The organism is Metapseudomonas boanensis, from assembly GCF_018704125.1.
In the GTDB taxonomy this organism is placed as follows: Bacteria; Pseudomonadota; Gammaproteobacteria; order Pseudomonadales; family Pseudomonadaceae; genus Metapseudomonas; species Metapseudomonas boanensis.
Window position 1 is genome coordinate 252,485 of record NZ_JAGTIS010000006.1, and the last position, 14,145, is coordinate 266,629.

The following is a 14,145-nucleotide window of genomic DNA, read 5'->3' on the forward strand; positions in this document are numbered from 1 at the left end:
AGTGGCGGATTTCCCCCTGGGGCGCAGGCGGAAACCCGCCATTCGGTTGGATTGGTGTTTTGTTTGTGCTCTATCAAGGCATTGATTTATAAGGGTTTTATATTTTTTTAGGATTGGCACAGGGCTTGCGATAGGGAAATCGCCGTCCATTCGACTGGACCGCACAACAACAAAGTCTCCCAGCCAGGGAGATGTGTCGAACATGGTGACGCCGGGGTGTACGGAACACGCTTGGTGCCACACGAAAGGAACACTGCCATGTCCCGCCAACCGTTCTACAAGAGCTTGTATGTCCAGGTCATCGTTGCCATTGCTGTCGGCATCCTCCTGGGCCATTTCTATCCGGAAACCGGCGTCGCGCTGAAGCCCCTGGGCGACGGCTTCGTCAAGCTGATCAAGATGGCCATCGCGCCCATCATCTTCTGTACCGTGGTCAGCGGCATCGCCGGTATGCAGGACATGAAGGCAGTAGGCAAGACCGGCGGCTATGCGCTGCTGTATTTCGAGATCGTTTCTACCGTTGCGCTGCTCATCGGCCTGGTGGTGGTGAACGTTGTGCAGCCGGGCGTTGGCATGCACGTCGATCCGAGCACCCTGGATACGAAGGGCATCGCTGCCTTCGCCGCTGCCGGCGAGCAGCAGAGCACCGTGGCTTTCCTGCTCAATGTGATTCCGAGCACTGTCGTCGGCGCCTTCGCCAATGGTGACATCCTCCAGGTGCTGTTCTTCTCCGTGATCTTCGCCTTCGCCCTGCAGCGCATGGGTGACTACGGCAAGCCGATTCTGGAGTTCATCGACCGTATCGCTCATGTCATGTTCGGCATCATCAACATGATCATGAAGGTCGCCCCCATCGGTGCTTTCGGCGCCATGGCCTTCACTATCGGCCAGTACGGTGTGGGCTCGTTGGTGCAACTCGGCCAACTGATGCTGTGCTTCTACATCACCTGCGTGTTCTTCATCCTGGTGGTCCTGGGTGGCATCGCCCGCGCCCATGGTTTCAGCGTCCTGCGCTTCATCAAGTACATCCGCGAAGAACTGCTGATCGTGCTGGGCACCTCGTCCTCCGAATCGGCTCTGCCGCGCATGCTGAAAAAGATGGAGAAGCTGGGTGCGAACAAGTCCGTAGTCGGTCTGGTAATCCCCACTGGCTACTCGTTCAACCTCGACGGCACGTCCATCTACCTGACCATGGCTGCGGTGTTCATCGCCCAGGCCACTGACACGCCGATGGATATCACTCACCAGATCACCCTGCTGCTGGTGCTGCTGGTGGCCTCCAAGGGCGCTGCTGGCGTGACCGGATCCGGGTTCATCGTGTTGGCCGCCACCCTGTCCGCCGTTGGCCATCTGCCGGTTGCTGGCCTGGCATTGATCCTCGGTATCGACCGTTTCATGTCCGAAGCCCGTGCCCTGACCAACCTGATCGGCAATGGCGTGGCCACCATCGTCGTCGCCAAGTGGTGCAAGCAGCTCGATGAAACCATCCTGCAGAGCGAACTGGCCAGCGGCGGCAAGGTCGCCGAGCCGAGCGCCGCCCCGCAGACGGCTGCCTGATCGGCTAAAGAAACAGCGTTCTCCTCCTGGTGGGGAGGCATTTCAAGCCCGGCGTTGTGCCGGGCTTTTTTGTGGATCAACGGTAAGCGTAAAACCCTCTCCCCCGGCGCCTCTCCACTCCGGGGAGAGGGGCTGATCGATTGCGTCAATTCGCTCTGAGCGCTTGCGTCATTGAGAGCGTTGGCGGCTGGCGCCTAACCTGCGGCACGACTTCAGCCCAGAGAGCTCCCTATGCAGCGCATTCATTTCGAGACCGAACACAACATGTTCCGCGAGTCCTTCCGCAGCTTTCTGCAGAAAGAGGTGGTGCCGCATCAGGAGGCCTGGGAGGCCGCCGGCGTGGTCGACCGCAATGTGTGGAAAAAGGCGGGGGAGATGGGGTTTCTCCTGCCATGGGCTGATGAGGAGTATGGCGGCGCCGGACTGAAGGACTTCCGCTACGAGCAGATCATGGCGGAGGAGCTGGCCTACATCAACGAGCCGGGCTTCATGATCCCTCTGCATTCGGCGCTCTGTGGTCCTTACATTGCCGAGTACGGCAATGCCGAGCAGAAAGCGCGGTTCCTGCCGGGGATCATTCGCGGCGAAACCATTCTCGCGGTGGCCATGACCGAGCCGAGCGCCGGCTCCGACCTTGCCGGCATGCGAACCACGGCCGTCGACAAGGGCGACCATTACCTGCTCAACGGCTCCAAGGTATTCATCTCCAATGGCCTGCTGGCCGATGTGGTGATCGTTGCTGCCAAGACCGATCCGGCGAACAAGCACGCGATGGGACTGTTTCTGGTCGAGCGTGACATGGAGGGCTTCGAGCGTGGACGTAACCTCAAGAAACTCGGCATGAAGAGCCAGGACACCGCCGAGCTGTTCTTCAACAACGTTAGGGTGCCCAAGGAAAACCTGCTGGGCGATGCCAAGGCAGGCTTCTTCTATCTGATGAACATGCTCGCCCAGGAGCGTCTGACCAACGCTTGCGGTGCGGTGGCCGGAGCCGAGGCGGCGTTGCTCACCACCATCGACTATGTGAAGGAGCGCAAGGCGTTCGACCGGACCGTGGCGAGTTTCCAGAATACCCGTTTCAAGCTGGCCGAGATGCGAACCCAGATCGACGTTGCGCAGGTGTTCACCGACCGCTGCGTGATGGATCACAACTTGATGAAGCTGACGCCGGAAGTGGCGGCCGAGGCCAAGCTCTTCACCACCGAGCTGCTGTGCAAGGTGGTCGACGAAGGTGTGCAATTGCACGGCGGCTGGGGCTACATGTGGGAGTACCCGATCTGCAAGATGTATGCGAATGCGCGCATCCAGCGCATCTTCGCCGGCACCTCGGAAATCATGAAAGAGATCATCAGTCGTGGGATGAAGATCTAAGTCAGGCGAGCTCTCCGCATGGCGCACCCAACGATCTAACTTTCGCCTACCGTAGCCCGGACATCAGTCCGGGGTTCCCCGCGTACCAGGGAGGTAACAGTCATGTCCAACGCACAAGGCGCCATAGACGCCTGGGCCCAGCTGGCCACCGGCCGTACCCGCGAGCTCATTCCCGAAGCGGTGCGCCTGTTCGAGAAATCCGGCACCACGGCGCTGCTCGACAAGGGCCTCAGCCCCGAGGAAACCGTGGCCGAGATGGACAAGGCTGGCATCAACAAGCTGATGATCAGCGCCTGGTGCCGGCCCGAACGCTGGGTCAGCAGTAATGACGAGGTGGCTGAATACACCCGCGCCTATCCTGGGCGATTCGTCGGCGTTGCCGCGGTTGATATGAGCCGGCCCATGGCCGCCGTGCACGAGTTGGAGCGCGCTGTTACCGAGCTGGGCTGCAAAGCCCTGCGCGTGGTGCCATGGCTTTGGAAGCTGCCGCCAAACCACCGTCTCTATTACCCGCTCTACGTAAAGTGCATCGAGCTGGACATCCCGTTCTGCACCCAGGTCGGTCACACTGGCCCGTTGATGCCCTCGGAAACCGGTCGCCCAGTGCCCTACCTCGATGAGGTGGCACTGGATTTCCCCGAGCTGCGCGTCGTCGCCGGGCACATCGGCCATCCCTGGACCGACGAGATGATCGGCGTCGCCTGGAAGCACGACAACGTTTATATCGACACCTCGGCCTACCTGCCGCGCTATTACCCGCAGGCCTTGCTGCAGTACATGCAGAGCTATGGTCAGGACAAGGTACTGTTTGGCAGCAACTTCCCCCAGCTTTCGCTTTCGCGCTGTATGGAACAGGTAGCCGAACTGGAGTTGTCGGAGGAGGTGCGGAACAAGTTTCTCCACGGCAATGCGCGCCGAGTGTTCAAACTGTGAAGGGCCAATGCCCTGTCCCATGAATCCAGGAGTCGCCATGAAAGGCCCGCTTTCCTCACTGAAGATCCTTGATTTCTCAACCCTGCTGCCGGGGCCGTTCGCTTCGTTGCTGCTCGCCGACATGGGCGCCGAGGTGTTGCGTGTGGAGTCGCCCAGCCGCATGGATCTGGTGCGCGCGCTGCCGCCTCATGACGGCGGGACGTCCACCAGCCACGCTTATCTCAATCGTAACAAGCGCAGCATCGCGCTGGACCTCAAGCGGCCCGAGGCGGTGGAGGTGGTCAAGCAGCTGGTGCGTGAATACGACATCGTGCTGGAGCAGTTCCGGCCTGGGGTCATGGACAAGCTGGGCCTCGGCTATGAAGCGCTCAAAGCGGTGAATCCCAGGCTGATCTATGTCTCCATCACTGGCTACGGCCAGACGGGGCCTTACCGCGACCGCGCAGGCCACGACATCAACTACCTGGCCATCTCCGGCATCGCCAGCTACACCGGGCGTCGCGACGGCGGTCCGTTGCCATTGGGCGTGCAGCTCGCGGACATTGCCGGAGGCTCGCTGCATGGGGTGATGGGTTTGCTGGCCGCGGTGATCCAGCGCCAGGCAACGGGGGAGGGGCAGCAGGTGGACGTGAGCATGACTGACTGCGCCTTCAGCCTGCACGCGATGGCCGGCGCCGGCTATCTGGGCGCGGGGGTGGAGCCGGGTATGGAGAGTCAGGTGCTTAACGGCGGTAGCTTCTATGACTATTACCGCACCCGCGATGGCCGCTGGATCTCAGTCGGCAGCCTGGAGCCGCAGTTCATGCAGTCATTTTGCGCCGCAATTGGCCGTCCTGAACTGGCTGCACGGGGCCTGTCTCCCAAGCCGGAAGATCAGCGTGAACTGAAGCGCGCCATCGAAGTCGAGTTCGAGAAGCGCGATTTCGCCGATTGGTGCGAGGTATTCGCCACCCTTGATGCCTGCGTCGAGCCTATGTTGCCGCTGTCCGAAGCTGTCGAGCACCCGCAGATCAAGGCACGCGGCCTTGTGGTGGAAGTCCCTCGCGAAGGCCTGCCCGCGCAGAAGCAGATCGCCTGCCCGATCAAGTTCTCCTCCGGCCTGCCAGAGCCACGCCATGCTGGCGGGGCGGTCGGCTCCCATACCGCCCAAGTGCTGGCGGAACTGGGTTACTCGGCCGAGCAGGTCGCGGCGCTGAAGGCCGCTCAGGTAACGGGATAAGGGTTAGCCAAGGAGCGCTTTGCACTCCCAAGGCCCCGACTATTCCTGTCGCTGCTCCCCACTGAATACCAGGGTCACCCGGCAACGTCGGCAGTAGTAGCGTCGTCCTTGTGCCACCAATGCGTGGCGCTGAGGGGAGAAGGGAAAATCGTTATCCGGGCAGGCGCAGCGGTAGAGATAGCGGGTGGTCTTGCGTCGCTTCACCTCATACGTATGGCAGCGATTGGGCGGCAGCTCGTAGACGCCGCGCATGATCAGCTGCCACTCCTCGCCATGCGGCTGGATACGGGGACCAAACAGCTGGTGCGCGATGAGGTGTGCGACTTCGTGGGCCACGGTCTGCTTGAGGAAGTCGTCCTGGTTCTCGCGGTAGAGCTGCGGGTTGAAGCGCAGTTTGTTCTCGTGGAGATGGGCGACACCGGCCTTCTGCCCCCGAAGTTTGAAACTCACCTCGGGGCGGGGGAAGGCGCGCTTGAAGAAGGCTTCGGCCTGCTGGTAGCAGGCCTCGACGCGGGCGTGTATCTGCTCGGGCATAGTGAAACTCCAGTGGGCTGCGATTATGCCGCAAAGCCCGCGCTAGCCGGATGCGATGACGCCGAGCGGTCGGGTGCCCAATGAAAAAGGCCGCCCGAGGGCGGCCTCTGTGCTTGCTACTCCTGTCAGCTGGTGTAAACCGGGCCCAGACCAAAGCCCCAGAGGATCACGGCTGCGGCGATCATCGCTACCAGTACCACCAGGCCCACTGCCAGCACGGAGCTGGAGAACAGGAAGCCTTCATCCTTGGGAATGTTCATGAATGTGGGAATGCCCACATAAAGCAGGTACACCGTGTAGCAGATCGCCAAAGTGCCGACTGTCGCGCCCAGCCACAGGTGCGGATAGAGCGCAGCCAGGCCGCCAATGAACAGCGGGGTGGCACAGTAGGCGGCGAAGACGATGCATTCGGTCACGCTTGGATTGGCGTCGTAGGTGCGAGCCATCCAGTGGATGAATCCGCCCATGACTGCCACGCCGGCCAGCATCGCCAGGTAGGAAAGTATGGACATCTGCAATGCGCTGGCCTGCGTGAGCATGACGGGATCGCCCTTGCCCAGCACCCAGCCCACCTGGGTCGTGCCGATGAATGCGGAAATTACGGGAATTGCAGCAAGGATCAGGACGTGGGTGAGGTACATGTGGCTGATGCTTTCGTCTTCGCCACGAATCTCCTGCCACTCCTGATCGGGATGAGTGAAGAGCCCCCAAACGTGGTGGATCATGCTGAACACCTCCTCATTATTATGAGGTCGCCCCCCAGCGAAGCGCCGGTGACGCGTAGCCAGCGCCGAACGGTGCTCGGCCGACCTATGCGACCTTATGTCGCAGTATAGGCAGCAGTTTCGTGCCAAGGGGGCGGGGTTTTTAGAGCGAATCGAAGATTAAAGTTCAGTTGTAATAGCGTTGAAGTATTTCCATCGCCTTGTTGATCGACTGCAGGCGCGAGGTGCTGCCACCCCTGTCTGGATGGTGCACGCTCACCAATTGGCGGTACCGCTGTTTGATCAGGGCGAGGTTGAGCGGCTGGCTGCTGTCGTGCAGCCCGAAGAGTTCGAGTGCGGCGCTCTTTTCTTCGCTGCCCTGCATGCGGGTCCAGAAACTGGCGAGGAGTTTCTCCACGTCCTCTTCGGTGGTGTCCCGCAGATTGGCCAAGTCCAGATAATAGTCACGCAAGGAGTCGAGCTCGCTGATGGCGGCGCTGCCAGCCTTATAAGGCATGAGCTGGACGCAAAGCGGGCTGATGGCCAGGTGGGCGCTGCGGTCGGCGTGCAGTTGGTCGCGCAGCAGGTAGAGTGCGTTGAACACCAGGAAGTGGGTGCGAAACAGCACCAGCTTGTCAGTGAGTTCGAGGTGGGGAATGTGCGTGGAGTGGCGCGTCTTGAGGCGCTGGATCAACTCGTATTCGCTCAGGCCGAGCGGGGCCTCGCGTAGCAGCTCGTGGAGCTGTTCGCTGAGGTCCTGGGCGGGGTCGAGGTCGGTGGTCATCGCCGGAGCCTAGCACAGGGCGATGATGGGGCTGGGGCGAAGCGCACTTTGTGCGTAAAATAGCCAGCTTTTCGCATCTCTCCCCGGATTTCAAAGCACCATGGGCACCCTTTCGGTCAATCAGAACAAACTGCAGAAACGTATTCGTCGCCTGGCCGGCGAAGCCATCGCCGACTTCAACATGATCGAGGACGGCGACAAGGTGATGGTCTGCCTGTCCGGTGGCAAGGACAGCTACACCATGCTCGACGTGCTGCTGTACTTGCAGAAGGTGGCGCCGATCAAGTTCGAGCTCGTCGCGGTGAACATGGACCAGAAGCAGCCCGGTTTTCCCGAACACGTGCTGCCGGCCTACCTGGAGTCCATCGGTGTGCCGTATCACATCATCGAGAAGGACACCTACTCGGTGGTGAAGGAGAAAATCCCGGAGGGCAAGACCACCTGCTCGCTGTGCTCGCGCCTGCGTCGTGGCACTCTTTATACGTTCGCCGACGAAATCGGTGCGACCAAGATGGCCCTTGGGCACCACCGCGACGACATTCTGGAAACCTTCTTCCTTAATATGTTCTACGGCGGCACCCTCAAGGCCATGCCGCCGAAACTGCGTGCAGACGATGGCCGCAACGTGGTGATCCGCCCGCTGGCCTACTGCAACGAGGCGGATATCGAGGCCTACTCCAACCTCAAGGAGTTCCCGATCATCCCGTGCAACCTGTGCGGATCGCAGGAAAACCTCCAGCGCCAAGTGGTCAAGGAAATGCTCCAGGACTGGGAGCGCAAATCGCCGGGCCGTACCGAAATCATGTTCCGTGCCCTGCAGAACGTCGTGCCTTCGCAGTTGGCCGACCGCAACCTGTTCGACTTCACCAACCTGCGTATCGACGAAAACGCCGCGCCGCGTACGCTGGACGTCGTCAACATCTGACCCAGGCCTTTGTAGGAGCGAGCAAGCTCGCGAGCAAGCTCGCTCCAATGAGCAACGGGTCGTGCCGGATCGCAAGGACAACGCATGCGCGATTATCGTTGGTTGCACGAGTACTGCCTGAACCGATTCGGTTCGGCTAAGGCGCTGGAGGCACGGCTGCCGCAGCCGCGCACGGATGCCGAGCTGCGTCAGCTGCCTGACGACCGCTACCTGTCGCTGATCGCGCTGCGTGTATTTCGTGCCGGCCTCAAGCACAGCCTGGTGGACGCCAAGTGGCCGGCGTTCGAAGAGGTGTTCTTCGGCTTCGATCCGGAGAAAGTGGTGCTGATGGGTGCCGAGCATCTTGAGCGGCTGATGCAGGATGCCCGACTTATCCGCCATCTCGGCAAGCTCAAGAGTGTGCCGCGCAATGCCCAGTTCGTCCTCGACGTGGAGCGGGAGAAGGGCAGTTTCGGCGCGCTGATCGCCGATTGGCCGGTGACCGATATCGTTGGGCTCTGGAAGTACCTGGCTAAACACGGCCACCAGTTGGGCGGTCTGTCTGCGCCGCGTTTCCTTCGCATGGTGGGTAAGGATACCTTCATCCCCACCGACGACATGGTCGCCGCCCTCAAGGCCCAGGACGTCATCGACAAGGCACCCACCAGCCAGAAGGACCTGGCCCAGGTCCAGGCCGCTTTCAAGCAGTGGCATGCGGAAAGCGGTCGGCCCTTGTGCCAGCTTTCGGTGATGCTGGCGCATACGGTCAATCACTAGCATTTCGAGTAGCGGTGGGGGAGTGACGATGGAGAGTGAACTGCTGCGCGTCGCCAAGGTGCTGAAGCAGGCCCGGCGCATCCTGATCATCACTGGCGCCGGCCTCTCCGCGGATTCGGGCCTGCCAACCTACCGTGGCCTGGGTGGTCTCTACAACGGCATGACGGAGGAGGGGCTACCCATCGAGTCGGCCTTGTCCGGCCCCATGCTGCAACGCAATCCGGCGCTCTGCTGGAAGTACCTCGCCCAATTGGGGCGCGCTTGCCTGAGCGCTCGCCCCAATGCCGGGCATGAGGCCATTGCCGAGCTGCAGCGAATCAAGCCCGAGTGCTGGGTGCTGACGCAGAATATCGACGGTTACCACCGGCAGGCGGGGTCGCCGCCGGAGCGCCTGATCGAGATCCATGGCGAGATTTCGCCGCTGTATTGCCAGTCCTGTGGCGCGGAAAGCGTCGAACTGTCGCAGCATCTGGCAGGAGAATTGCCTCCCAGATGCAATGAATGTGGTGGTATCCTCCGTCCGCCCGTGGTGCTGTTCGAGGAATCGCTCCCAGAGCAAGCCATCGATACGCTCTACGCCGAGCTGCGCAAGGGATTCGATGCGGTGATCTCGGTGGGGACCACGGCGAGCTTTCCCTACATCATCGAACCGGTTGTCCGCACCCGCCAGGCAGGCGGTTTCACCGTGGAAATCAACCCGTCCAGTACCGATCTGACCCCAATCGTCGATGTGCATCTCAAGGGGAAGGCCTTAGATGTTCTGCAGGGACTGATAAGTCACATTTCTGGCGATTAAATTTGCAAATCAAGTTGATAGAGGGCATAGTCGCGCCTTCTTTATCAACATCACCGACACGGTCGTGCCCATGCTGAATCGCTTCGCACCCCTCGTGCCCCTTACCTTCGCTCTGTTCCTCGCTGCTTGTGCAGGCCATGTACAGCAGCCGCAGCCGCAACAGCCCATTGCTGACGGCGCCCCGGATTCCCTGCTCAACGAGCCCTCCGCCCGCGACCTCGCGGACTTGACCGATGATCAGCCGTACCAGATGCCGTCCCTGTCTGATGGCCTGCTCGAACGTGGTTTCGAACTGGTGGGTACGCCTTATCGTTTCGGTGGCCGCTCGCTGAAGACTGGTTTTGACTGCAGTGGCTTCGTTGGTTACCTGTTCAAGGAAGAGGCCGGCATCCAGCTGCCGCGTTCCACCCGTGAAATGATCAACCTGAATGCCCCGGTGATCGCCCGCAACGAGCTGCAGCCCGGCGACATCGTGTTCTTCAACAACCGTGGCCGCGGCCGCGTCAGCCATGCCGGCATCTATATCGGCGATGATCAGTTCATTCATTCTTCCAGCAGCCGCAGCGGCGGCGTGCGCGTCGACAGCCTCGATGACCGCTACTGGAAAGCCAGCTACATAGAAGCCAAGCGCGTCCTGGCGATGAATACTCCGGCGCATCATCCTCTGCACCGTTGATCCTGTCCCATGCCGATGCCGCCCCCAGGGGCGGCATCGTCGTTTTCGGCCCCTGCATAACTTTCCTGACGGTAATGCAGCTTTTGCTTGCAATATCATTGTGAGATCAGCAAATTAGCGAGTATTCCTCAAGTCAGGACTGACTTGCCATGCGCGCACTGGATCGCTTCGTCATTCTTGCCCTGGCCTCGCTGCTCGCTGCCTGTGCGAGCAAAGCGCCGCCTCCGCCGCAACCCGTCATCACTGCTTCAGTCCAGCAGTTCTCGCCCGTAGCCGAGGACGTGCTGTTTCGTGCCCTGGGCCTGGTCGGCACGCCGTATCGCTGGGGCGGTAATACGCCGGACAGCGGCTTCGATTGCAGCGGACTGATCGGTTTTGTCTATCGCGATGCTGCTGGCATCAGCCTGCCGCGCTCCACTCGCGAGATGATCGTGATGCGTGGGCCCAATGTCGGCATCTCCGCACTGCAGACGGGTGACCTGGTGTTCTTCGCCACCAATGGCGGTGGCCAAGTCAGTCATGCGGGCATCTATGTCGGTGAAGGCCGTTTCGTGCATGCGCCGTCCAGTGGCGGAACGGTGCGTCTGGACAGCCTGTCCAACAGCTACTGGCAAAGAAGCTACCTGAACGCCAAGCGCGTATTGTTTGATCCGAGCCTCGCCCGTACGCCCTGAGAATTCCCATGACCAACCGCACACTGAACCTCGACGACGCCCTCTACGGCTACCTGCTCGATGTGTCGCTGCGGGAAACACCGTTACTCGCTCGCCTTCGTGCGGAAACCGCCGCCATGCCCATGGCGCGTTGGCAGATCGCGCCGGAGCAGGGGCAGTTCATGGCCTTGCTGGTCAAGCTGACCGGTGCCCGGCGGTTGCTCGAAGTCGGCACCTTCACCGGCTACAGCGCCCTGTGCATGGCGGCTGAGCTGCCCGAAGGAGGGAGCATCCTCTGCTGCGACCTGCCGGGCGATTACAACGCCATTGCTCGCCGTTACTGGCAGGAGGCCGGGCTGGCTGATCGTGTTGACCTGCGCCTGGCGCCGGCCCTGGAAACCCTGGCGAACCTGGAGGAGGGTAGCTTCGACCTGATCTTCATCGACGCCGACAAGGCCAACTACCCGGCCTATCTGGAGCAAGCCCTGCGGCTGGTACGGAAGGGCGGCCTGATCCTCTTCGATAACGTGCTCTGGAGTGGTCGTGTGTTGGAGGCTGAGCCGGACAGTGCCGACACGCGGGCGATTCAGGCCTTGAACCGTGCGTTGAAAGACGATGTGCGCGTCGACCTGTCGCTCGTTCCCATCGGTGATGGGCTGACCCTCTGCCGCAAACGCTGACTTCCCCTCTCCCGGCTACGGGGGAGGTACCTGACGACCATGCCAGAACCCATACGCCTGCCACCCCAACCGGATGCCTGCGAACTCTGCGGGCGCGCTGCAGCGTTGACTCGTCACCACCTGATTCCCAAGGCCCTGCACGACAAACCGTACGTGCAAAAGCGCTTCGACAAGGGTGAGCGCATCACCGCGACGCTCTGGGTCTGCCGGCCCTGCCACAATCAGATCCACCGACTGTTCAGCGAGAAGGAGCTGGCCCTGACCTACAACAGCCGTGAAGCCCTGCTCGGTGATGCGCGCCTGCGCACCTTCGTCGAGTGGCTGGCGAGCAAGCCGGCAGGCTTCACACCAAGGCACTGAGCATGTGCTCGACGTTTGACGCTCGCCAGCCAACCCTCTAACCTTCGCGGCTTGCCTCAGGTGCCCTTTGTTCCGAAAGGGTGAAACAGGGAAGCCGGTCCATTCTTCGAAGAATCCGGCGCTGCCCCCGCAACGGTAGGCGAGTCAAGGTCCGCATCCACAGCCACTGTGCGCAGCATGGGAAGGCGCGGCCCGGGAGCCATGGCCCCACTCGCAAGCCCGGAGACCGGCCTGGTGCAAGCAGGGCATGGCGGAGTGCGCTTCGCATGCAATACCCATAGATGTCGCGCGGGTGGCACGACGGAGATCCAGACCTTGATTCGCAAGCCTTCCTTCAGGCCGGCGGCCTTTGCGCTGCTTGGCAGTTCCTGTATTTCCCCTTTCCTGGCGGCTGAGCCGCTGACCCTCGACGAGCAGGTGATTACCGCCACTCGAAGTGAGCAGCCGGTGCGCGCCAGCTTGGCTCCGACCACCGTGATCGAGCGCGAAGAGATCGAGCGCACTCAGGCCCGTTCGGTGCCCGAACTGCTGAAAAAGGTCCCCGGCGTCTCGGTGAGCAACAACGGTGGCCCCGGCAAGAACACCACGGTTTTCTTGCGTGGCAGTGAGTCCGATCATGTGCTGGTGCTGATCGATGGCATCAAGGTGGGGTCCGTCAGCGCCGGCCTTACGGCCTTCCAGGACCTCCCGGTTGAACTGATCGAGCGCATCGAAGTGGTTCGAGGGCCGCGTTCCAGCCTGTACGGCTCCGAAGCCATCGGTGGTGTGATCCAGATCTTTACCCGCAAAGGCGACAAGCAGGGTCTCAAGCCCTGGTTCTCCGCCGGTTACGGCACCCATGACAACCGCGAAGGCGGCGCTGGATTGTCGGGTGGCGATGGCAAGGGCTGGTTCAGTCTTGGCGTCAGCAGCCAGGACACCGACGGCATCAACTCCCGCCGGCAGGGAAGTGCCTACTACGAAACGGATGCCGACGGCTACCGCAACCATTCCGGCTCCCTGCGCGCCGGTTACCAGTTCGACAACGGCCTGGAGCTGGACGGCACCCTGATGCAGGCCCGTGGCCATAACGACTATGACGATATCGACACCTCCGGCTTCCTGCACCCTGCTGGTGGGCACAATGCCAACGCCGATAACCGCCAGGAACTGGCGGGTGGCCGAGCGCGCTTCAGCCCTCTAGATCCCTGGAAAGTGACGCTCCAGGCCGGGCGTAGCGAGGACAAGGCAAAGAGTTGGGTTGACGGCGCATTCGACGCACGTTTCGACTCTCAGCGCGACAGTGCATCCTGGCTCAACGACCTGACTCTCGCCGAGGGTCATGTGCTGACCCTGGGCTATGACTGGCAGCAGGACGAGGTCAGCAGTTCGACGGTCTTCGACAAGGACGCCCGCATCAATGAGGGCTGGTTCGCCCAGTACATCGGCGAAGCCGGTCGACAGGACTGGCAGCTCAGCCTGCGTCGTGACGACAACGAGCAATTCGGTAACCACGACACCGGCAGCGCCGCCTGGGGCTATGCACTCACCGATGAGCTGCGCTTCAGCCTGAGCTACGGCACAGCCTTCAAGGCGCCAAGCTTCAACGAGCTGTATTTCCCTGGCTACGGCAACCCGGGCCTCGATGCGGAGACCTCGGAGAGCTTCGAGGTCGGCCTCAGTGGCATGCATGACTGGGGCCATTGGTCCGTCAATGCGTTCCGCACGAATGTAGATGACCTTATTGCCTTTGACTCGACCATCGGCGTGTGGGGCGGCCCGAACAACATCGGCAAGGCGCGCATCGATGGCCTGGAGTTGGTGCTGGGCAGCCAGTGGTTGGGTTGGGACTGGAATGCCAACGCCAGCTTCCTGGATGGCGAGAATCGTGGCGATGATGCCAATCGTGGCAACGAGTTGCCCCGGCGTGCGCGGCAGGTCTTCAACCTCGACGTTGACCGTCGGTTCGGCCAGATAGGGCTCGGGGCGACGGTGCATGCCGAAGGGCGCCGTTATGACGACCTGGCCAACACCGAGCGTATGGCTGGCTACGCCACCCTGGACCTGCGCGGCGAATACTGGTTGACCGAGGAGTGGCGCTTGCAGGCCCGCGTCACCAACCTGTTCGATGCGGACTACGAAACAGCCCTGGACTATAACGAGCCGGGGCAGGCGGTTTTCTTCAGCGTGCGCTACCAGGCGCTCTAATCCCGAAATC

At 61.5% G+C, this 14,145-nt stretch carries 15 protein-coding genes and 1 riboswitch; of the genes, 12 read left to right on the forward strand and 3 right to left on the reverse strand.

The genetic code is table 11. The features are described from left to right. Window positions 1–258 precede the first annotated feature (258 nt). From J7302_RS13745 to J7302_RS13760, 4 genes are all read left to right on the forward strand, one after another. A complete protein-coding gene (locus J7302_RS13745; protein ID WP_215375253.1) occupies window positions 259–1,557 on the forward strand; it encodes a dicarboxylate/amino acid:cation symporter in 1,299 nt (432 codons plus the stop codon). Between the two features lie 231 nt (window positions 1,558–1,788). After that, the gene (locus J7302_RS13750; protein WP_215375257.1) at window positions 1,789–2,928 is read left to right on the forward strand and encodes an acyl-CoA dehydrogenase family protein; all 1,140 of its coding nucleotides are present in this window, start codon (window positions 1,789–1,791) and stop codon (window positions 2,926–2,928) included. A 102-nt stretch (window positions 2,929–3,030) separates the two neighbouring features. Continuing rightward, window positions 3,031–3,861 (forward strand): amidohydrolase family protein, encoded by an 831-nt coding sequence (locus J7302_RS13755; protein ID WP_215375260.1) that lies wholly within the window; start codon window positions 3,031–3,033, stop codon window positions 3,859–3,861. 37 nt (window positions 3,862–3,898) lie between these two features. Next, window positions 3,899–5,080 (forward strand): CaiB/BaiF CoA transferase family protein, encoded by a 1,182-nt coding sequence (locus J7302_RS13760; RefSeq protein WP_215375264.1) that lies wholly within the window; start codon window positions 3,899–3,901, stop codon window positions 5,078–5,080. A 39-nt stretch (window positions 5,081–5,119) separates the two neighbouring features. Here the strand turns inward: J7302_RS13760 and J7302_RS13765 are convergent, their stop codons facing one another. From J7302_RS13765 to J7302_RS13775, 3 genes are all read right to left on the reverse strand, one after another. Next, complete coding sequence (locus J7302_RS13765) at window positions 5,120–5,614, reverse strand: SprT family zinc-dependent metalloprotease (RefSeq protein WP_215375267.1); 495 nt, start codon at window positions 5,612–5,614, stop codon at window positions 5,120–5,122. A 125-nt stretch (window positions 5,615–5,739) separates the two neighbouring features. Next, window positions 5,740–6,339 (reverse strand): Yip1 family protein, encoded by a 600-nt coding sequence (locus J7302_RS13770; RefSeq protein WP_215375270.1) that lies wholly within the window; start codon window positions 6,337–6,339, stop codon window positions 5,740–5,742. 166 nt (window positions 6,340–6,505) lie between these two features. After that, entirely contained in the window at window positions 6,506–7,102 is a 597-nt protein-coding gene (locus J7302_RS13775) for a DNA-J related domain-containing protein (RefSeq protein ID WP_215375273.1), read from the reverse strand. 100 nt (window positions 7,103–7,202) lie between these two features. Between J7302_RS13775 and ttcA the strand changes: the two genes are divergently transcribed. The 8 genes from ttcA (at window position 7,203) to btuB (ending at window position 14,135) form a co-directional block, all read left to right on the forward strand. Continuing rightward, window positions 7,203–8,027 carry a tRNA 2-thiocytidine(32) synthetase TtcA gene (gene ttcA, locus J7302_RS13780; RefSeq protein ID WP_215375277.1) on the forward strand — a complete coding sequence of 275 codons (825 nt, stop codon included), beginning with the start codon at window positions 7,203–7,205 and terminating at the stop codon, window positions 8,025–8,027. 84 nt (window positions 8,028–8,111) lie between these two features. Then, a complete protein-coding gene (locus J7302_RS13785; protein WP_215375280.1) occupies window positions 8,112–8,783 on the forward strand; it encodes a DNA-3-methyladenine glycosylase I in 672 nt (223 codons plus the stop codon). Window positions 8,784–8,811: 28 nt separating this feature from the next. Continuing rightward, on the forward strand, window positions 8,812–9,579 hold the full coding sequence (locus tag J7302_RS13790) for an NAD-dependent deacylase (protein WP_215375317.1): 768 nt from the start codon (window positions 8,812–8,814) through the stop codon (window positions 9,577–9,579). A gap of 70 nt (window positions 9,580–9,649) precedes the next feature. Then, window positions 9,650–10,255: a C40 family peptidase gene (locus tag J7302_RS13795; RefSeq protein WP_215375321.1), complete on the forward strand. Its 606-nt coding sequence runs from the start codon at window positions 9,650–9,652 to the stop codon at window positions 10,253–10,255. 149 nt (window positions 10,256–10,404) lie between these two features. Then, on the forward strand, window positions 10,405–10,929 hold the full coding sequence (locus J7302_RS13800) for a C40 family peptidase (protein ID WP_215375325.1): 525 nt from the start codon (window positions 10,405–10,407) through the stop codon (window positions 10,927–10,929). An 8-nt stretch (window positions 10,930–10,937) separates the two neighbouring features. Further along, on the forward strand, window positions 10,938–11,588 hold the full coding sequence (locus tag J7302_RS13805) for an O-methyltransferase (protein WP_215375329.1): 651 nt from the start codon (window positions 10,938–10,940) through the stop codon (window positions 11,586–11,588). Window positions 11,589–11,627: 39 nt separating this feature from the next. Next, entirely contained in the window at window positions 11,628–11,948 is a 321-nt protein-coding gene (locus J7302_RS13810; protein ID WP_215375332.1) for a hypothetical protein, read from the forward strand. Window positions 11,949–11,989: 41 nt separating this feature from the next. After that, window positions 11,990–12,197: riboswitch (cobalamin riboswitch) on the forward strand. Between the two features lie 66 nt (window positions 12,198–12,263). Further along, window positions 12,264–14,135 (forward strand): TonB-dependent vitamin B12 receptor, encoded by a 1,872-nt coding sequence (btuB, locus tag J7302_RS13815; protein WP_215375335.1) that lies wholly within the window; start codon window positions 12,264–12,266, stop codon window positions 14,133–14,135. Window positions 14,136–14,145: the final 10 nt, after the last annotated feature.

Bases quoted from the DNA above. Each gene is read 5' to 3' on its own strand.
- J7302_RS13770 (WP_215375270.1), bottom strand. From the start codon at position 6,339: ATGATCCACCACGTTTGGGGGCTCTTCACTCATCCCGATCAGGAGTGG.
- J7302_RS13790 (WP_215375317.1), top strand. From the start codon at position 8,812: ATGGAGAGTGAACTGCTGCGCGTCGCCAAGGTGCTGAAGCAGGCCCGG.
- J7302_RS13785 (WP_215375280.1), top strand. From the start codon at position 8,112: ATGCGCGATTATCGTTGGTTGCACGAGTACTGCCTGAACCGATTCGGT.
- J7302_RS13810 (WP_215375332.1), top strand. From the start codon at position 11,628: ATGCCAGAACCCATACGCCTGCCACCCCAACCGGATGCCTGCGAACTC.
- J7302_RS13765 (WP_215375267.1), bottom strand. From the start codon at position 5,614: ATGCCCGAGCAGATACACGCCCGCGTCGAGGCCTGCTACCAGCAGGCC.
- J7302_RS13760 (WP_215375264.1), top strand. From the start codon at position 3,899: ATGAAAGGCCCGCTTTCCTCACTGAAGATCCTTGATTTCTCAACCCTG.
- J7302_RS13745 (WP_215375253.1), top strand. From the start codon at position 259: ATGTCCCGCCAACCGTTCTACAAGAGCTTGTATGTCCAGGTCATCGTT.
- J7302_RS13805 (WP_215375329.1), top strand. From the start codon at position 10,938: ATGACCAACCGCACACTGAACCTCGACGACGCCCTCTACGGCTACCTG.
- J7302_RS13800 (WP_215375325.1), top strand. From the start codon at position 10,405: ATGCGCGCACTGGATCGCTTCGTCATTCTTGCCCTGGCCTCGCTGCTC.
- J7302_RS13755 (WP_215375260.1), top strand. From the start codon at position 3,031: ATGTCCAACGCACAAGGCGCCATAGACGCCTGGGCCCAGCTGGCCACC.
- J7302_RS13750 (WP_215375257.1), top strand. From the start codon at position 1,789: ATGCAGCGCATTCATTTCGAGACCGAACACAACATGTTCCGCGAGTCC.
- J7302_RS13795 (WP_215375321.1), top strand. From the start codon at position 9,650: ATGCTGAATCGCTTCGCACCCCTCGTGCCCCTTACCTTCGCTCTGTTC.
- ttcA (WP_215375277.1), top strand. From the start codon at position 7,203: ATGGGCACCCTTTCGGTCAATCAGAACAAACTGCAGAAACGTATTCGT.
- J7302_RS13775 (WP_215375273.1), bottom strand. From the start codon at position 7,102: ATGACCACCGACCTCGACCCCGCCCAGGACCTCAGCGAACAGCTCCAC.